Here is an 18,225-nt window from a genome sequence, read left to right as displayed (position 1 = left end):
AGTTCGCCCGTTGCGGTCAAGTTTCCCCAGCGTGCGGGATGAACTCGACCGGAACTGGGATAACGGGCGCCGTCAGCGCCGTGTGAGGGTGGCACCGGACGCAGCCGGCCGGCAAACCCTAAGCTGGCAGGGTGGATGCACAGGCGAACCGCGAACCGTCGGCCGTGACGCTGTGAGTGACGCCGTGATCGACGTCGTAATTGTCGGCAGCGGGCCGAATGGGTTGGCCGCCGCCGTTGTACTCGCCCGCGCCGGGCTTTCCGTCCGGGTATTCGAAGCCGAGGAGAGCATCGGCGGAGGCGCGCGAACCCTCGAACTCACCGAGCCTGGTTTTCGGCACGACTGGGGTTCTGCGGTTCACGCTATGGCGTTCGCCTCGCCGTTCTTTCAGCAGTTCGGCATCGAGAAGCGCGTTCCCTTCGTCGTGCCCGACGTTTCCTATGGGCATGCCCTCGACGGGGGCCAGGCCGGAATCGCCTGGCGTGATCTGGCTCGCACCTCCGACGGCCTGGGTGTTGACGGAGCAGCCTGGTTGCGCCTGCTGAAGCCCCTTGTCGACAACGGGCAGCGGGTCGCCGAGTTCGTGACGTCCCCCCTGCTGCCGCTCCCGACGCATCCACTCACCGCGCTGTCTTACGGTCTGCGTGCGATCGAGCAGGGGTCGCCGTTGGCGGGCTTACGCTTTCGGGGTGACGTTGCTCCGGCCATGCTCGCGGGTGTGTACGCTCATTCGATCGGACGCCTGGCGACCCTGGGTGCGGGGGCAGCCGGGATGCTCTTGGCCACGCTGGCGCACAGCGTCGGTTGGGCGATTCCCGTCGGAGGTTCGCAGGCGATCACGGATGCGATGGCAGCCGACTTCGAGGCGCACGGCGGCGTCATCGAGACCGGGCATCGCATCGAATCACTTGACGAATTGCCGGCCGCGCGTGCCGTGCTCTTCGACACCTCGGCCCGACAGCTTGCGCAGATTGCCGGGGAGCGGCTGGATCCGTCGTATCTGCGCGCTCTGCTGCGATTTCGAATGGGTAATGCCGCGTCGAAGGTGGACTTCGCGCTCACCGCGCCGGTACCGTGGGCGAACGCCGATCTCAGCCGCACGGGAACCGTTCATATCGGGGGACTGCGTGCCGAGGTGGCAGCGGCCGAAAGCGCGGTGGCGCGCGGTCAGTATGCTCGGTCGCCCTATGTGCTCGTGTCGCAGCCGAGTCTGTTCGATTGCACCCGGGCACCCGCAGGGATGCACACGGTGTGGGCGTATACCCACGTTCCGGCCGGTTCTGACCGCGACATGACCGAACCGATCACCGCACAGATCGAAAGGTTCGCGCCAGGCTTTCGCGATGTGATCCTGGCCAGTCACGCCACCCCGGCGACCGAGTTGGAGCGAGCGGATGCGAACCTGATCGGCGGCGATATCGCAACCGGCGCGGCAAGCTTCGCGCAGCTCCTTGCGCGGCCGGTCATGTCCTCGCAGCCGTGGCGCGCGGCGCCCGGGCTCTATCTCTGCTCGGCCGCGACTCCGCCGGGGCCCGGTGTGCACGGTATGGGCGGATTCCATGCCGCACGCCTGGCCCTGCGCCAGACGTTCGGCCTGCCGATGCCGTCGCTCGGCAGCTGAGCTGCTAGCCCCGGGAGCTGCTAGCCCCGGGCGGGACGGGTGCGACGCCACGCAAGACCGAGCATCCCGGCGACGATGAGGCCGAGGGCGAGCCACGGGGCGCCACCGGTGTCGCTACCGGTGCTCGCGAGAGCCTTCTGTGGGTTGGACATCGGCACGACGACGGTCGTTGGCGGAGTCGGCGCAGCAGTCGGTACGTCGGGCGTCGGCGGCACGACGCTCGTCACGGTCCACTGGGCGTAGAAGGTGGTTGGTCCGGTGATGGTGTCGGTTGCGAAGTTCCACGGTGTGCCGTCGGGGGTGGTGCTCCAACCGATGAAGGTGTAGCCGGTGCGGGTCGGCGCGGCTGGTTCGGTGAGGAGCCCGTCGTGGGCCGCGGTTGTGTCAGCGACCGCGGTTCCGTCTTGGCTGTTGAAGCTGACGGTATAGCTGTCGGCGGTCCACTGGGCGTGGAGGGTGGTTGGTCCGGTGATGGTGTCGGTTGCGAAGTTCCACGGTGTGCCGCCGGGTGTGGTGCTCCAGCCGGCGAAGGCGTAGCCCGTTCGGGTCGGCTCTGCTGGTTCGGTGACGAGTCCATCGAAGGTCACTGTTGTGTCAGCGACCGCGGTTCCGCCGTGGGTGGTGAAGATCACGGTGTAGCTGTCGGCGGTCCACTGGGCGTAGAGGGTGGTCGGTTCGGTGACGGTGTTGGTTGCGAAGTTCCACGGCGTTCCGCCCGGTGCGGTTGTTGCCCAGCCGGCGAAGGTGTAGCCGGTGCGGGTCGGCTCTGCTGGCTCGGTGAGGAGTGCGTCGTGGGTCGCGGTTGTGTCAGCGACCGCGGTTCCGCCTTGACTGGTGAAGGCGACGGTATAGCTCTTGATCACCCACTGGGCGTAGAGGGTGGTCGGTTCGGTGACGGTGTCGGTTGCGAAGTTCCACGGCGTGCCGCCGGGTGTGGTGCTCCAGCCGAGGAAGGTGTAGTTGGTGCGGGTCGGCGCGGCTGGTTCGGTGAGGAATTCGCCGTGGGTCGCGGCTGTGTCAGCCACCGCGGTTCCGCCTTGACTGTCGAAGCTCACGGTGTAGCTGTTGATAACCCACTGGGCGTAGAAGGTGGTCGGGCCGGTGATGGTGTCGGTTGCGAAGTTCCACGGTGTGCCGTCGGGTGTGGTACTCCAGCCGGCGAAGGTGTAGCACGGGCGGGTTGGCGCGGCTGGTTCGGTGATGAGTCCGCCGTGGGTCGCGGTTGTGTCAGCGACCGCGGTTCCGTCTTGGCTGTTGAAGCTGACGGTATAGCTGTCAGCGATCCACTGGGCGTAGATGGTCGGTGATGCCGTGATCGCTGTAGCAGGATCCCAGAGAATTCCGCCGGCCGCAGTTGTCGCCCAGCCGGCGAACGTGTGATGGGCTCGCGTCGGCGACTGCACCACCGCGTTCAACAGCGGTCCGGCGATGATGTCGGCAGACCCCACGGCCAGACTCGGCGCAAAGAGCTGCATGATCTGAGCCGGCGTTGAGCCATCATTGCGATCGAATGTCAGCGACGGAAGATACGTCAGAGGCACGCCATTGGTTGCGGAGCGGGTGAAGGACTTGGTGTTCACGATGATGCCGGTATTGATGGTCGTGCCTTGAATGCTGGACACCGATTCGCTCGTCACGATAACACCGTGATTCACGATCGCGCCGGCACCCATCAGCCCGCCGGTGTTGGTGACAAGGGCACCCACCGGGATCGTCATCGTGGCGCCCGGCGTCACGCGCAGTTCTCCTGCATTCGACAGGGTGCCGAACTGCGAGGACGCGGTTCCCGACCCGCCGATCGCGGAACCGGTGTAGGAAAAGTGCGGGTTGAGCCTGACAACTGCGCCGACACCAATGGTGACAGCGACGCCGGGTTCGTTTCTTCCGCCGCCGATCGACGTCCCGTCATGCCCGGGGTTGGAACCCACAATGGTTGGTACGGCGGCATCCGCTTGGGAGATGTGGATGGTCAGCGGAGTCGGCCCTGTTGCCCCGCCTCGACCGCCGATGCCGGGGGAATAGATGCCGTGTCCGTCGGCAAGAACGGTTCCGCCGGAGATCGTGATGCTGCCGCCCGACCGGGTGGTAGCGGATGCCGCAGGGTCGACTTCGCCGGTGCCGATTGCTGCGCCGCCGTAGAGGCTGCCGACCGCGGTGACGGTGCCGCCGCTGATCAGAATTGTGCCAGCCGCTCCGTTTCGTCCGCCGCCGATACCCGACCCGAAGTTGTCCACTGTTGCCTTGACCGTGCCGCCACGAATCGTGGTCGACCCGCCGGACCCGCCGGTTCCTCCACCGATGGCCGCCCCGCCACCCGGGCGAGCCTTGGCGATGACGTTTCCACTCTTGATGACGATTGTGCCGGCATCCTGGCCTCTCGAGCCGCCGATTCCTGCCGAACCGGGGGCGCCGATGGCACTCAACGTCCCGGTAGTCCCCTCCACCGTGAGGCTTGCTCCGGATGCCACTTCGAAGCCGGCGCCTTCGCTCACCCCATCCCACGGGCGGGTCGACGTCAGACTAAAGGCACCGAGCTGCACGGTCACCGTGCCCGTCGACGGGACCGCAAGCCCCAGGGTGCTGATGCTATTGGCGAGGGTGATTGTGGTGCTTGTGCCGGCAGAGGCAAGGAGCGCGGAATCCAGCTCGGCGGCAGTGCTCACGGATGCAGTGAGGGGAGCGGCCATCGCCGGCAGCGCGGGAACGAGCGCGAGCCCCGCCGCCAGAAAAGTGGCTGTGCCGAGAGCGCCAAGCTGCATGGTGCGCGCGCGCGGATGAGCGGTGGTCATGGATTCCCCCAAGTGTCGAAGCCCCCGATGCAACGTGAACGACCATGCACAACGTGAGTCAGAACTAAATGATAAGGAACTGTCCTCTGAAATGCGGACAGAAATGCTCGGTATAAGGGAGTTTCGATCCCCCAAACCAGGGGTGAATTTCGCTAGTCTCGTCACCCATTGAAGGGGAAGCCCCGTTCGGACTACACTCGGGCGCTCTGTCAGCGGCGCCGACTACGATTGAGCCGTGGTTACAGCCCTGTATCGCCGTTATCGGCCAGAGACTTTTGCAGAGATGATCGGTCAGTCTCAAGTGACCGATCCGTTGATGACTGCCCTGCGTACCAATCGGGTCAATCACGCCTACCTTTTCAGCGGCCCGCGCGGCTGTGGCAAGACAACATCGGCGCGCATTTTGGCCCGCTGTCTCAACTGCGCAGAAGGCCCGACCGACACCCCGTGCGGTGTTTGCCCGAGCTGTGTCGAGCTCTCCCGCGACGGTAGCGGCTCGCTCGACGTCGTCGAGATCGATGCGGCCAGCCACAACGGTGTGGATGACGCCCGCGACATCCGCGAGCGCGCCATATTCGCTCCCGCTCGTGACCGCTACAAGATCTTCATCCTCGACGAGGCGCACATGGTGACCCCGCAGGGCTTCAATGCTCTGCTGAAGATCGTCGAAGAGCCGCCGGAACACGTGAAGTTCATCTTCGCGACGACCGAACCCGACAAAGTGATCGGCACTATTCGTTCGCGCACCCACCACTATCCGTTTCGGTTGGTGCCGCCGGCGCAGATGCTCGAATATGTGCAGGAGATGTGCGAGAAAGAGGGTGTGCAGGTGGCGCCCGGCGTGCTGCCCCTCGTCGTGCGGGCCGGAGGAGGCTCGCCGCGCGACACCCTCTCGCTGCTCGACCAGCTCATGGCCGGCTCGGTCGACAACTCCGTCGAGTACGAGCGTGCCGTCGCGTTGCTGGGTTACACGCACGCTGCCCTGCTTGACGAGGCAATCGATGCCATCGCCACGCGCGACTCGTCAGCCGCTTTCGACGCCGTCGACCGGGTCATTCAGACGGGGCAAGATCCGCGCCGTTTCGTCGAAGATCTGCTCGAGCGCATGCGCGACCTGATCGTCGTGGCCGCGACCTCGGTGTCGGCTGCCGCCGCGGTGCTGCGCGGCGTGCCGCAAGACGACATCGACCGAATGGCGGTGCAAGCTTCCAAGTTCGGTGCCGCCGAGTTGTCGCGCACCGCAGACATCCTGAACTCCGCGCTGACCGAGATGAGCGGTGCGACCTCGCCGCGCCTGCACCTCGAACTGATGATTGCACGCGTGCTTATTCCAGCCAGCGACGACTCAACCCGTGGCGCGCTCGCCCGGGTAGAACGCCTCGAGCGCCGGATCGGCGTCGATGGGGTGCCCGCGGCGGGCTCGGCGGATGCGACGGATGTGGCGCGTGCGACGGGTGCGTTCGGTTCGTCCGGTTCGGGCACCGTTCCGGCGCCCGTTCAGGCGGCCCCGGTTCAGCCTGCGCCTGATCCTGCTCGCGCGTCTGCGCCGGTCCAGGCCGCGCACACCGCCCCCGGCGTCGTCACAACAGGAACAAACGCCCCAAATGGGCCAATTCCTCCTGTTCTGGCGACCGCAGTACCAGCCGCAGCTGCCGCTACGGGACCGACTGCGACACCAGAGGCTCCAGCGGCGATGCGAACCGCGCCGAAACCGGTCGGCCCCGTTACTCTGCAGCAGATTAAGGACGCCTGGCCAGAAATTCTCGAGGCCGTGAAGACGGCCAAGCTCAGCGCCTGGCTCGTCGTACTCACGGCCAGCGTGCTGGAGCTTCGCAACGACGACATTCTGGTGATGTCGTTCCCGAGCGACGGTGACGTCACCAGTTTCAAGCAGAAACAGCCCACGAGCAGCGGCGTGAGCGACTACCTGCGCACCGCAATCGTCGATGTGCTGGGCCTCCGTGTGAAGTTCATCGTGGGTTCCGACGCTGGCGCGGCGGCGACGCGACGGCCGGTCGAGGGCGCGGCGTCGGGTGGTCCGCTGCCCACGCCGACCGTAGACGGATCGGCCGGGGCTTCCGCACCCGCAGCTTCAGTCCCGGTGGCTTCCGCGCCGGCTCCGAATTCGGCGCGCTCTGGTCCCACGCCGGTCGGCGCCACCGGAGGCAGAGACACACGCGCAGCCGCAGCCGCAGCCGCAACTGCAGGCGCAGGGAGCTGGGCCACGGTGGCTATCCCCGGATCTGGTGCATCGACCGCTCCCGCAGAGGTTGCTCCTGCAGCAACGGCTGCCGCGACCTCCGACGCTCCCGCGGCCGCACAATCGGGCTCGATGCCGGCGGACAGATCGGCGCCCCCGGTCTATTCCGGTCCACACTCGGACTCGGTGCCACCATTCGACGATGAGCCACCGCCATTCGACGACGATGTTCCGCCCGAGACTGAGCCGCCCACCGACCGTTTCGTAGCGCCGGATTCGAACGAATCGCTGTCGCAGCGGTCGGCGCCGTCGACTTCTGCTGCTGCGTCGGGACCAGACTTGAGCCAGGCACCCAGTGGAGTACCCACTCAGGCCCCCCGCCAAACAACACCACGGGCATCCGCCCCCACCTTCGGCGAGAAGCAGCGCTACGGCGAATCGGTGGTGCGCGAAATTCTCGGTGCCACATTCCTCGAAGAGCAGCCGCACAACTCTGCCCCCCGACCCCGAGGCGACTAACCCATGTATGAAGGAATTGTTCAAGAGCTGATCGATGAGCTGGGCCACCTGCCCGGGATCGGCCCGAAGTCCGCGCAACGTATCGCATTCCATATTCTGCAGACGCAAACGTTCGATGTGACCCGATTGGCCAATGTGCTGCTTGAGGTGCGCGAGAAAGTGCGTTTCTGCTCGATCTGCGGAAACGTGTCAGAACAGCAGACCTGCACCATTTGCCGAGACCCGCGCCGCGATCCCTCGCTCATCTGTGTCGTCGAAGAGGCGAAAGATGTTGTGGCGATCGAGCGCACCCGCGAATTCCGGGGTCTGTATCACGTGCTCGGCGGTGCAATCAGCCCCATCGATGGCATTGGCCCCGATGACCTGAGCATTCGCCAACTCATGCAGCGACTGGCCGACAGCACAGTGCACGAAGTCATCATCGCCACCGACCCGAACCTTGAGGGTGAAGCTACCGCCACCTACCTCTCCCGGCTGTTGAACACTCTCGAGATCAGGGTCACCCGACTCGCCTCGGGGCTGCCCGTCGGCGGAGACCTCGAATATGCCGACGAGGTGACCCTCGGTCGCGCCTTCGAAGGTCGTCGCGTCGTCGGAGCCTGAGCGCCCCGACGATAAACGGGCCCAGATCGGCTGATCTGCCCAAACTGAGGGCTTTGTAACATGGCCGGCAGGGAATATGCCAGCATTTAGGATGGAAGTCCGAGCCTCGCTCGGACTTCCCAACCCCAGGAGCGCCACGTGAGTTTGATCGTGCAGAAGTTCGGCGGATCATCCGTCTCAGATGCTGAAGGTATTCGCCGCGTTGCCAAGCGCATAGTTGAAACCCGAAAGGCCGGCCACGACGTGGTCGTCGCCGTGAGCGCCATGGGCGACACGACCGACGAACTGCTCGACCTCGCGCACGAGGTCACGCCAATTCCGGCCCCGCGTGAACTCGACATGCTGCTCACCGCGGGTGAGCGCATCTCGATGGCGCTGCTCGCCATGGCGATCAAGAGCATGGGTCATGACGCTCGCTCGTTCACCGGCAGCCAGGCGGGCATGATCACCGACGCGCAGCACGGCTCTGCGCGCATCGTCGACGTCACCCCGGTACGTCTGCGCGAAGCGCTCGACGACGGCGCCATTGTCATCGTCGCCGGCTTCCAGGGCTTCAACCGCGACACCAAGGACATCACGACCCTTGGCCGTGGCGGCTCCGACACGACGGCGGTGGCTTTGGCCGCCGCCCTCAAGGCCGACATCTGCGAGATCTACACCGACGTCGATGGCGTGTACACCTCCGACCCGCGCGTCGTTCCCCGCGCGCGCAAAATCGATCGCATCACGAGCGAGGAGATGCTGGAGCTCGCCGCAAACGGCGCCAAGGTTCTCTATATTCGTGCCGTGGAATATGCGCGTCGCCACAATGTGGTGTTGCACGTTCGCTCCTCGTTCAACAACAACGAGGGCACCATCGTTTACAACCCGGAAAGCTCCGAAGGCGCCACACCGAACGCCGACGGCACAGTGTCGAAGAGAGAAGAGACTGACGTGGAAAACCCGATGATCGCCGGAGTCGCCGCCGACCTGAGCGAAGCCAAGATCACGATCGTCGGCGTGCCGGACATTCCCGGCAAGGCCGCCCAGATCTTTAAGATCGTCGCGAAGACCAACGCCAACGTCGACATGATTGTGCAAAACGTGTCGTCCGCAGTGACCGGCCGCACCGACATCTCCTTCACGGTTCCGATGAACGACGGCCACCGTGTGCTTCAGGCGCTCGAGGCCGAGAAGAGCGAGGCTGGCTTCGAATCGCTGCAGTACGACGATCAGATCGGCAAGCTCGCTCTCGTCGGCGCCGGCATGCGCACGAACTCGGGTGTCTCGGCCAAGCTGTTTGAGGCGCTCTCGGACGCGGGAATCAACATCGAGATGATCTCGACGAGTGAGATTCGCATCTCGGTCGTCACCCGTGCCGATACGGTCAACACCGCGTTGCGCGTGGTGCACACGGCCTTCGGCCTCGACGCTGACGACGTCGCCGAAGTGCACGGCGGCACCGGCCGCTAATCACCGGCCCGTCGCAGTTTTCGGAATTTGCCAGAACGTAGAAATGTAAGTGAGGAAGCACGTGACCAGCACCGCAGGAATCAATATCGGCGTCGTCGGAGCCACCGGACAGGTCGGTGCCGTGGTGCGTCGCCTGCTCGAAGAGCGTAACTTTCCCGTCGCGAGCATTCGATACTTCGCCTCGGCTCGTTCAGCCGGAAAGGTTCTGCCCTGGAAGGGCACGGATGTCGTCGTCGAAGACTCCGCAACGGCCGACATCGGAGATCTCGACGTCGCAATCTTCTCGGCCGGGGCCACCCTCTCGAAGGCTCAGGCTCCGCGGTTTGCCGCGGCCGGCGTGACGGTCATCGACAATTCGTCGGGCTGGCGCATGGATCCCGACGTCCCGCTGGTGGTCAGCGAGGTCAACCCCGAAGCGATCAAACTGGCCGTGAAGGGGATTATCGCGAACCCGAACTGCACGACCATGGCAGCGATGCCCGTGCTCAAGGTGCTCCACGACGAGGCCGGTCTCGAACGGCTCACCGTGAGCACCTACCAGGCCGTCTCCGGCAGCGGCCTCGCCGGTGCCGAAGAGTTGGTGCGCCAGGTGCGTGCCGTAGCCAACGACGCCGATCTGCTGAATCTTGTGCACGATGGCACTGCCGTCACGCTTCCCGAGCCGACGATCTACGCCCGCCCGATCGCTTTCGACGTGATTCCGATGGCCGGCTCGGTCGTTGACGACGGTTCGAACGAGACCGACGAAGAGAAGAAGCTACGCAACGAGTCGCGCAAAATTCTTGATTTGCCGTCGCTCCGGGTCAGCGGAACCTGCGTACGAGTGCCGGTCTTCACCGGTCATTCGCTCTCGATCAACGCCGAGTTCAGCCGCGCGATCTCGCCCGAACGCGCCACCGAGCTTTTGCAGAGCGCTCCCGGAGTGACTGTCACGGACATTCCGACCCCGCTGCAGGCCGCCGGCCAGGATGCCAGCTTTGTCGGTCGTATCCGTCAGGATGAGGGCGCACCGGATGGTCGTGGTCTGGCGCTCTTCATCACCAACGACAATCTGCGTAAGGGTGCGGCGCTGAACGCCGTGCAGATTGCAGAGCTCGTCGCTGCAGACCTTCTGGCCGGCTGAGCCCGTTCGACCGCGGCGGCACGGGGTTGAACCGCCATCGACGGGCCGGGGATGCACACCACCTGCAGACATACCAAGCGTCCGCTTGCTTGTTGGGTTGACTTCGGGTTAACCTGGGGGTCAGGCGGTTTAAGGAGATAACGATGAAGTTGATCGTCCTGGTCAAAGAAGTACCCGATACCTATGGCGACCGCACGCTGAACCCAGCGACCGGCCTGGCCGAGCGTGCTGAGGGCGAAAACGTGCTCGACGAGATCTGCGAGCGCGCGCTTGAAGTGGCGCTCGGCTATGCCGACGGAAACCCCGACGCCGAAGTCGTTCTGCTGTCCCTTGCACCGGAGAGGGCGCAGGCCACACTTCGGAAGGGCCTGGCGATGGGGGCGGGCTCCGCCGTCCAGATCCTCGACGAGGCGCTCGTCGGTGCCGACCTCGGCCTCACGGCGGAAGTGCTCGCTGCAGCGATCACTCGGATCGGGTTCGATGTCGTCATCACCGGCAACCAGTCGACCGACGGGTCGGGTGGAGTACTCGGCGTGATGATTGCCGAGCTCCTCGGAGTGCCCGCCGTGACGAACCTGACGTCGGTGCAGTTTGAGGCAGACACCGTTTCGGGCGAGCGCGCCACCGATGGTGGCGCGATGCGGATCTCGGCTGCGCTCCCCGCCGTCGTCTCGATCACCGAGAGCCTGCCCGACGGACGTTTCCCGAGCTTCAAGGGCATCATGGCCGCCAAGAAGAAGCCCTACGAGATGCTGAGCCTGACCGATCTCGGAGTTGACCCTGGCGAGACGACGACGCCACGCTCGATCATGATCTCGCTCGCGGAGCGCCCGGCTCGCACCGCCGGCACCAAAATTGTCGATGACGGCGATGCAGCCGAGCAGTTGGTCAACTACCTCGTCGCGAACCGCCTGGTCTAGGAGCTCCGGAATGAATGAATTTGCCGTGGACTCGGTCCTCGTCGCGCTCGATGTCACACTCGCAGGTGAGCTCGCCTCGTCCGCAGCTGGTCTGCTGGGGGCGGCAGCCGAGATCGGCACGCCGATCGCTGTGATTGTTGCACCGCAGAACCGTCTTGTGGAGCTGGCCACTCGCGCCGCCGAGCTGGGCGCGACCCGGGTGCTCACTGCGCCGGCTCACGCGGAACGGCTGGGGTCGGGGGCGATCGATGCGCTCGCTGCGGCCGCCGACGCGGTCCGGCCCACCGCTATCCTCGTCTCGCATTCGGTCGAGGGGCGGGAGCTTGCCGGTCGATACGCGGCGAGAAGCCGTTCGGCTCTCGCGATCGACGCCGTGGGTGTGGCGCGCGACGCCGAGGGAATCGTCTCCCACCATTCGGTATACGGGGGCGCCTATAACGTCGTGTCGGCCGCGACCTTCGGCGTGCCGATCATCACGGTGCGCCCCGGATCGATCGATGCCCGCGCGGCGGCCCAGCAGCTCCAGCAGACAGAGCTCGCTGTAACCGCCTCGGGCGTGGCTGCCACGGTCGAATCGGTCACCCCTCTCGTTGAAACGAGCAGCCGTCCGGAACTGCGCAGCGCCCGCACCGTCGTCTCCGGAGGTCGTGGCCTCGGTTCGGAGGCGCAATTCGCGCTCGTCGAGCAGCTTGCCGATGCGCTGGGTGCCGGCATCGGGGCCTCGCGCGCCGCGGTCGATGCAGGGTACGTTTCGCAGAGTCACCAGGTCGGACAGACCGGTGTGTCCGTGTCACCGCAGCTCTATATCGCTCTTGGCATTTCGGGAGCCATTCAACATCGCGCCGGTATGCAGACCTCGAAGTACATCGTCGCGATCAACAAAGACGCCGATGCTCCGATCTTCGAGATCGCCGATTTCGGGATCGTCGGAGACCTCTTCACGGTTGTGCCGCAGCTGGTGCAGGCACTCGAGGCGAAGGCCTCCTAGATGATGTCGGCTCAGGGCGTACTGCGCCGCGGCTTGCCGCGCACGCCCGGGGGAGACCCCTGGCCGGTCGGCGACGGCGCCCCGGCGTCGGGAGCGCCGGTGGCGGGCATCGAGAGTGCCGCGGCTGAGGCCATCTCGACTGCGGTCGTTACCTCTGCTGACCCGAGCCAGACAATCGTCGCGCCCGTATCGACCGAAGCCGTCGCGCGGACGACGCCCCCCGGCGGTCCTCGACGGGGGCTGCCCCGGGTCGAGGGTGGCGACCCGTGGCCGCAGGGCTCTGCGGATACGTCGGTCACCCCTGCGCTCCTCGTTCCGGTGGCGGCTGCGCCCACGCCAGTCACCGCGGCCCCCGTTGAAAACGCGCCTGTCGCGGCTGAAACCGGTGCGGTCGGCACGCGACGGGGCCTCCCGCGTGTCGCCGGCGGTGCACCGTGGCCGGCCGGAACGGCGATCACGCCGCACCCCGCGCCGGAATCGGCCGTCCTGCCGGTCATGCCTCCCGTGGCGCCTCCCGTTGGACTTGCCGGTGTCGTGCCCGCGGCGCCGGCAGCTCCAGCCGCGCCGGCAGCCGTAGCTCCGTCCACAGTTCCAGCCGCGGCCCCAGTCGCGGCGCCGAAAGCGGCACCCGTGACCGTGTCCGCTGTCGAAGCCGTCGTGCCGGCCGATGCAATCGCCGCTTCGGCTCCGGTCGCGCCGGCAGCTCCGGCAGCTCCGGCAGCTCCGGCAGCTCCGGCAACTCCGACCACCTCTGCTCCGGCGACACGCACGCCTGCACGGTCAGCGCCCACGAAGCCGGCCGATACCTCGACGAACCCTGTCGCAGCCCTGTCTGATCGCCAGCGCGTCGGCGTGGGTCTCGTGTGCGCATTCGCACTCTTTGGATTCGCCGCTGCGGTGGTGCTCGCCGCACGGTGGTTCATCGGTCTTGACGGTGTTGCCGCATTCGTTGATCGGTATCCGGGCGCCGCCGAACTGCCACACTCGGCTCCCGTCGGGCTGCCCGCCTGGCTCGGCTGGCAGCACTTCCTCAACCTCTTCTTCCTCGTGCTGATCGTGCGTTCCGGCCTTCAGGTTCGTGGGCAGCGGCGCCCGCCCGCGTACTGGTCGTCGAGACGCAATCCGCAGCGGAAGATCAGCATTATGCTCTGGTTCCACCAGTCACTCGACGTGCTCTGGATGGCGAACGGCCTCGTGTTCGTCATTCTGCTCTTTGCCACGGGTCAGTGGATGCGCATCGTGCCGACGAGCTGGGACGTGTTCCCGAACGCGCTCTCCGCTGCGCTGCAGTACCTCAGCCTGGACTGGCCTGTCGAGAACGGTTGGATCAACTACAACGGACTCCAGCAGCTCGCCTATTTCGCGACCGTGTTCATCGCGGCCCCCCTCGCTATCGCGACGGGAATCCGCCTGTCGGGTTTCTGGCCGACGAACAATGCGAAGCTCAACGCGGCGTATCCGATCACGCTCGCCCGCAGCCTGCACTTCCCGGTGATGCTGTATTTCGTCGGCTTCACCGTGATCCATGTGACGCTCGTTCTGACGACCGGCGCGCTCCGCAACCTCAACCACATCTACGGTGCGCGCGACGAGGTGAGTTGGTTCGGGGCTCTGATGCTGCTGGTCTCGCTCACGGTCATTGCGGCGTCCGTGATTGCAGCTCGGCCGATGGTGCTCGCGCCGCTCGCTCGGACCATGGGGAACGTCGGCTCGCGCTGACCTCATTCTGCTCGACTCGTCCACACTGACGAGCGGACGGGACACCGTCAGCTGGAACCGGGCGCCGATGGGGCGACCGTGACTCCCCGAGTTCCTTACCGGTATCGGCGCGGGATCGGCGCTGCGGCGATGAGGGCGCCGAGCAGGCAACTCGCGGCGACCACAGCGAACGCTGTCGTGAGCCCCTGCTGCGAGAGCGCTCCGTTCACGTTCGCGTCGGGGAAGCTGCCCAGCAGAAACGCGAGTGCGGCGCCGCAGATGGCGCCGGAGAGCGAGCGGATGAGTCCGTTCACGCCGTTCGCCGAGGCGACCTCCGTCAACGGAGCCGCTTCGGTGACGAGCGCTGGCATCGCGGCGAAGGCGAACGAGGTGCCCGCGCCGATGACGACAGCGCCAATCACGACGGTGCCGAGCTGGTGCGGAGCGAGAACTCGAAAGAGAAAACCGGCGGTCATGATGAGCGCGCCGCCGACCAGCGTCGCGCGAGGACCGATCTGATTCAACGCCCGGCCTGAAACAGGAGAGAGAGCAACCATCGTGATCGCAAACGGCAACAGCACGAGCCCTGCGGTGATCGCGGGCAGCCCGAGTCCGTAGCCTGTTGAGATCGGCGCCCGTGCCTCTTGCACGGTGAGGAGATGGTTCGCGAACATGCCGAGTGCGGCGAAAAATGTTGCCAGGTTGATGCGCATCATGCGCGGCCGCGTCGCGAGTCGGAGATCAATCAGCGGATGCCGTGAGCGCAACGAAAACAGAATCCAGATGCCGAAAACCGCGAGGGTGACGGCCGCGGCGAGAATCGTCTCTGCGCTGCGCACGCCCCACTCCGTACCCTTTGAGACGACAAGCAGCAGCGCGGTGAGCCACACGGCGAGCAGGATGGCGCCGATGACGTCGAAGCGTCGGTTGAGTCGCTCGGGCGCCTCGGGTACGACCACGAGAATGGCACAGAAGAAGAGGGCACTCGCGACGGCGGAACCCCAGAAGATCAGCGGAAGCCCGCCCCAAGCCAGGAGAACACCCGAGAGGGGGAGGCCCAACGCCGAACCCAGGCCGACCGTCGCGCTCATGAGCGCGATGCCCATGTTCGCCTGTTTGCGCTCGACCTGGCTGCGAATCAAGCTGATGCCGATCGGCACGATGGCGCTGGCGAAACCCTGCAGGGCACGGCCGATCAACACGGTCGTGAAGGTCATTCCCGCGGCAGCGATGATTGAGCCGACGCAGAGCAGACCGATTGAGACGAGCAGCATGCGCCGCCGCCCATAGATGTCGGCCATCCGTGAAACCACGGGTGTGCCGATCGTGCCGGTCAGCAAGGTGATGACGATGATCCAGGTTGCGTCGCTGGCCGTGATGCCGAGCACCGACGGAAACTCGGGGAGCGCAGGCACCGTGAGAGTGAACTGCAGAGAGCTCGCCATCGCACTCGCCGCGAGCACCCCGATGATCAGGCGACTTCGGCCGTTCTGCGCAGCCCCTGCCCGGTCGCTCACGCGGTCGCCATCCGCTCATTTGGGGCCGAGCCAGACGCGCCCAGGCACGAATGGCCCTCAACCCCAAACCAAGCAATTGCTAGAGTGGCGGCATGGGTGACGACGTCCGGAGTGAGCTGCAGGTGACGAGCCACGCGCAGGCCGAGGCGTGGGGTACGGGGCGTGTCGCGGCAGCCGAGAAGATCGATGAGGGCTGGTGGGCGCTGGCACTGCCGATCGCCGAGGGCACGCTGGCTTCCTCGTTCGGCTACGCGTTGATGGGCGCAGACGGCGTGCATGTGATCGACCCGGGGTGGGCGTCGGACGAGACCTTCGACTACTGGCGCACTTTTCTGGCCGAGCACGGCCGACGCGTGCAGGACATTGAGACAATTCTGGTCACGCACAGCCACCCGGACCACCTGGGGCTGGCCGGCCGACTGCGCGAAGCCTCCGGTGCCACGGTGATGATGACGGCCGCGGAGTCTGCTGTGCTGAACGATGTCGCGGTCGGCATGGGCGGCTCGGATGAGTGGATGCGGGTCGAGCTGCTGCGCTGGGGAGTGCCCGACCACCTGCACTCGGCGATGCTCGGCGAACTCCACGCGGCGCACTTCTCGACGCCGCTGGCACCGGACCGAGTGATTGCCGACGGCGAGGAGATTCTGCTTGCAGACCGCACACTGCGAGCCCACGTGACTCCCGGGCACACTGATGGGCACCTCTGCCTCGAGGACCCCGGCGCCGGGTTGCTGTTTTCGGGCGACCACGTGCTGCCGCGCATCTACTCGGGCATCGGGCTCGGTCAGCTGCCGGGCAGCGAGCCGCTCGGCGCATACCTGCGTTCGCTCAGTCGCATCAGTGAACTCGATCAGTGCGAAGTCCTGCCCGGGCACGAATTTCGCTTCCGCGGGTTGCGACTGCGCTGTGCGCAGATCGCGGCGCATCATCTGCGCCGCACAGCGGCTGTGCAGGAGGTAGACCGGCGGATGAGCGGTGCGAGCGTCTGGGACGTCACCGGCCATCTGCTCTGGACGCGAGGGTGGGACAACCTCCGCGGATTCGAGAGGCAGTCGGCGCTGCGACAAACGGAGTTGCACCTGGCGGCTGTGCGGAGCGGGGACGCGGAGACGTGGCTGACCGGCGGCGTGATTAGTCACGCCGGATAGTCCGCTTCGCCAGCAGCCACTCGCCGGAGACGCGCACAAACTCGTCCGCATACTGGCCCAAGGCCGCGAGCAACGGCGTCTGGTCCGTGTGCGTGTAGTAGAGAAAGATGCTGTCAGCCCGAGCCGAGTCCCCGTCGACGACGACCGCGGCGCGCTGCACGGCGTGGCAGGTGTGCGATCCCGGTCCCTGCACTCCGGCTGTGCGACGGTCGCGCACGCTCTCGAGCAGCGACTCGCGACCCCGCACAATCTGCGGGTCGAGCGGGAGGCCATGTGCCGCAACGAGCTCCCAGACCGGCTCATCCGAGAAGCAGGCCAGGTACTCCTCGGGAGTGCCGCTGTCGGCAAGCTGGGCCACGCGCGCGAGCAGATCGTTGATTTCGCTGCGGTCGGCGGCGTCGGCGAGGCGGTGGTCTCCGACGCTCACGCCAGCGCGTCCGCGCCGGTGATTGCGTGCGCTGCCGCCCATTCGGAGGAACCCCAGTTGGCGAGGTGGTCGTGCAGCAGCTCGGGGATGCGCACCGTCGATTGCTCCGGAGAGACGGTGACGAGCGTGCTCACTGCGCGGGCAACGAGCACATCGTCGCTCACACGCCGCATCGTGAAATCGAACGCGAACGACGATGTCCCGACGGAGCCGCGGCGCAGTTCGATGCGGATCTGATCGAAGAGCCCGGCCGCTGCGAGGTACTCGCACGACGTCGCGCGTGAGACGGTCCACCATCCGAAATCCTCTTTGAGTCGATCCTGACGCAGCCCCTGAAAGAAGAGGAACTCGGATTGCAGCGCCTCCATTTTCGGGAACCAGGCGGCGTAGTACAGGATGCCGGCCGGGTCGGTGTCGCCGTAACTCAGTCGCACGAGGTGCGAGTGCAGAACGGGATTTTCACTCACTGCGTCACCGTCCAACCGCCGTCAACGGGAAGGAAGACGCCGTTGATATAGCTGGCTGCGGGCGACAGGAGGAAGAGGGTCGCGGCTGCGATGTCATCGGCCTCGCCCATGCGGTGCAGGGGGATTCGCTCGAGGATCCGCTCGCCCATCTCGCTCGTGGCAAAGCCGGCGAGTCGGGGGGTGTTTGTCATGCCGGGGGCGACCCCGTTGCTGCGAAATTCGCCCGCGCGGTGAGCCGCGAGGTGCCGAACGTAGCCCATCAGGCCGGCCTTGGACGCGGAGTACCAGGCGTTGGCCGTGCCGACAAGGTTGCCGGCGACCGAGGCGGTGACAACCATCGCGGCGCCGGACTGGGGCGCATACGGCACCCAGGCCTCGGTGACAGATTGCACGCTGCCGACGCAGATCCGCACGGCATCGCCAAAGTCAAGCTGCGCGGTCGAGGGGGGGCCCGCATTGTTGTGCAGGAAGCTGATGGGGCCGAGTGCCCGCGCAGTGCGTTCCATCGCGGCATGCACCGCTGCGGCGTCGGACACATCGGCGACCTCGCCGTGCGCCGTGCCACCGAGGGCGATGATCGCCTGGATTGTCTCATCAACCCCGGCTGGATTTAAGTCCCAGACCCCGACCGACAGGCCCTGACGTGCGGCCTGGAGGGCGGTGGCGCGGCCGATGCCGCTGCCCGCTCCGGTGATGACGATTGAATCGCCGGCCGTGAAACCGTAGTGTGCATCTCCCATGATGACCCCTTAA

General features: G+C 66.1%; 14 protein-coding genes. 9 read left to right on the top strand and 5 right to left on the bottom strand.

The genetic code is table 11. The features are described 5' to 3' along the window. Nucleotides 1–172: 172 nt before the first annotated feature. Nucleotides 173–1,621, top strand: coding sequence for an FAD-dependent oxidoreductase (locus tag HNR05_RS11270; RefSeq protein WP_179579100.1), 1,449 nt, complete (start codon nucleotides 173–175; stop codon nucleotides 1,619–1,621). A 20-nt stretch (nucleotides 1,622–1,641) separates the two neighbouring features. Here the strand turns inward: HNR05_RS11270 and HNR05_RS11265 are convergent, their stop codons facing one another. Continuing rightward, nucleotides 1,642–4,410: an InlB B-repeat-containing protein gene (locus tag HNR05_RS11265; protein WP_179579099.1), complete on the bottom strand. Its 2,769-nt coding sequence runs from the start codon at nucleotides 4,408–4,410 to the stop codon at nucleotides 1,642–1,644. Between the two features lie 235 nt (nucleotides 4,411–4,645). Between HNR05_RS11265 and HNR05_RS11260 the strand changes: the two genes are divergently transcribed. The 7 genes from HNR05_RS11260 (at nucleotide 4,646) to HNR05_RS11230 (ending at nucleotide 13,934) form a co-directional block, all read left to right on the top strand. Continuing rightward, nucleotides 4,646–7,129 (top strand): DNA polymerase III subunit gamma and tau, encoded by a 2,484-nt coding sequence (locus tag HNR05_RS11260; protein WP_179579098.1) that lies wholly within the window; start codon nucleotides 4,646–4,648, stop codon nucleotides 7,127–7,129. Between the two features lie 3 nt (nucleotides 7,130–7,132). Continuing rightward, entirely contained in the window at nucleotides 7,133–7,732 is a 600-nt protein-coding gene (gene recR, locus HNR05_RS11255; protein WP_179579097.1) for a recombination mediator RecR, read from the top strand. A 138-nt stretch (nucleotides 7,733–7,870) separates the two neighbouring features. Continuing rightward, nucleotides 7,871–9,184 (top strand): aspartate kinase, encoded by a 1,314-nt coding sequence (locus tag HNR05_RS11250; RefSeq protein ID WP_179579096.1) that lies wholly within the window; start codon nucleotides 7,871–7,873, stop codon nucleotides 9,182–9,184. 61 nt (nucleotides 9,185–9,245) lie between these two features. Continuing rightward, on the top strand, nucleotides 9,246–10,307 hold the full coding sequence (locus tag HNR05_RS11245; RefSeq protein WP_179579095.1) for an aspartate-semialdehyde dehydrogenase: 1,062 nt from the start codon (nucleotides 9,246–9,248) through the stop codon (nucleotides 10,305–10,307). A 143-nt stretch (nucleotides 10,308–10,450) separates the two neighbouring features. Further along, the gene (locus HNR05_RS11240) at nucleotides 10,451–11,227 is read left to right on the top strand and encodes an electron transfer flavoprotein subunit beta/FixA family protein (RefSeq protein ID WP_179579094.1); all 777 of its coding nucleotides are present in this window, start codon (nucleotides 10,451–10,453) and stop codon (nucleotides 11,225–11,227) included. Nucleotides 11,228–11,237: 10 nt separating this feature from the next. After that, the gene (locus HNR05_RS11235) at nucleotides 11,238–12,215 is read left to right on the top strand and encodes an electron transfer flavoprotein subunit alpha/FixB family protein (RefSeq protein ID WP_179579093.1); all 978 of its coding nucleotides are present in this window, start codon (nucleotides 11,238–11,240) and stop codon (nucleotides 12,213–12,215) included. Continuing rightward, nucleotides 12,216–13,934, top strand: coding sequence for a cytochrome b/b6 domain-containing protein (locus tag HNR05_RS11230; protein ID WP_179579092.1), 1,719 nt, complete (start codon nucleotides 12,216–12,218; stop codon nucleotides 13,932–13,934). A 95-nt stretch (nucleotides 13,935–14,029) separates the two neighbouring features. Here the strand turns inward: HNR05_RS11230 and HNR05_RS11225 are convergent, their stop codons facing one another. Continuing rightward, on the bottom strand, nucleotides 14,030–15,430 hold the full coding sequence (locus HNR05_RS11225; protein WP_179579091.1) for an MFS transporter: 1,401 nt from the start codon (nucleotides 15,428–15,430) through the stop codon (nucleotides 14,030–14,032). Nucleotides 15,431–15,522: 92 nt separating this feature from the next. On the opposite strand from HNR05_RS11225, the gene HNR05_RS11220 reads away from it, so the two are divergent. Further along, nucleotides 15,523–16,578 (top strand): MBL fold metallo-hydrolase, encoded by a 1,056-nt coding sequence (locus tag HNR05_RS11220; protein ID WP_179579090.1) that lies wholly within the window; start codon nucleotides 15,523–15,525, stop codon nucleotides 16,576–16,578. Here the strand turns inward: HNR05_RS11220 and HNR05_RS11215 are convergent. Genes HNR05_RS11215 through HNR05_RS11205 form a run of 3 tightly spaced genes read right to left on the bottom strand, consistent with a single transcriptional unit; the run spans nucleotide 16,562 to nucleotide 18,212 of the window. Further along, nucleotides 16,562–17,005, bottom strand: a complete 444-nt coding sequence (locus tag HNR05_RS11215) for a nuclear transport factor 2 family protein (RefSeq protein WP_179579089.1) — start codon at nucleotides 17,003–17,005, stop codon at nucleotides 16,562–16,564. The two genes, HNR05_RS11220 and HNR05_RS11215, sit on opposite strands and share 17 nt — an antisense overlap. Beyond that, on the bottom strand, nucleotides 17,002–17,472 hold the full coding sequence (locus HNR05_RS11210) for an acyl-CoA thioesterase (protein ID WP_179579088.1): 471 nt from the start codon (nucleotides 17,470–17,472) through the stop codon (nucleotides 17,002–17,004). Before HNR05_RS11210 ends, HNR05_RS11215 begins: the two co-directional genes overlap by 4 nt. After that, nucleotides 17,469–18,212: an SDR family NAD(P)-dependent oxidoreductase gene (locus tag HNR05_RS11205; protein ID WP_179579087.1), complete on the bottom strand. Its 744-nt coding sequence runs from the start codon at nucleotides 18,210–18,212 to the stop codon at nucleotides 17,469–17,471. The genes HNR05_RS11210 and HNR05_RS11205 overlap by 4 nt, the downstream gene beginning before the upstream one ends. Nucleotides 18,213–18,225: the final 13 nt, after the last annotated feature.

The sequence above is a fragment of the Leifsonia psychrotolerans genome, from assembly GCF_013410665.1.
Taxonomy (GTDB): domain Bacteria; phylum Actinomycetota; class Actinomycetes; order Actinomycetales; family Microbacteriaceae; genus Cryobacterium; species Cryobacterium psychrotolerans_A.
Note: the sequence above shows the minus strand (reverse complement) of the source record. Positions and strands in the feature narration are given on the sequence as shown.

Excerpts from the sequence above, each read along its gene's own strand:
- recR (WP_179579097.1), top strand. The coding sequence starts at position 7,133 with ATGTATGAAGGAATTGTTCAAGAGCTGATCGATGAGCTGGGCCACCTG.
- HNR05_RS11230 (WP_179579092.1), top strand. The coding sequence starts at position 12,216 with ATGATGTCGGCTCAGGGCGTACTGCGCCGCGGCTTGCCGCGCACGCCC.
- HNR05_RS11265 (WP_179579099.1), bottom strand. The coding sequence starts at position 4,410 with ATGACCACCGCTCATCCGCGCGCGCGCACCATGCAGCTTGGCGCTCTC.
- HNR05_RS11205 (WP_179579087.1), bottom strand. The coding sequence starts at position 18,212 with ATGGGAGATGCACACTACGGTTTCACGGCCGGCGATTCAATCGTCATC.
- HNR05_RS11235 (WP_179579093.1), top strand. The coding sequence starts at position 11,238 with ATGAATGAATTTGCCGTGGACTCGGTCCTCGTCGCGCTCGATGTCACA.
- HNR05_RS11220 (WP_179579090.1), top strand. The coding sequence starts at position 15,523 with ATGGGTGACGACGTCCGGAGTGAGCTGCAGGTGACGAGCCACGCGCAG.
- HNR05_RS11240 (WP_179579094.1), top strand. The coding sequence starts at position 10,451 with ATGAAGTTGATCGTCCTGGTCAAAGAAGTACCCGATACCTATGGCGAC.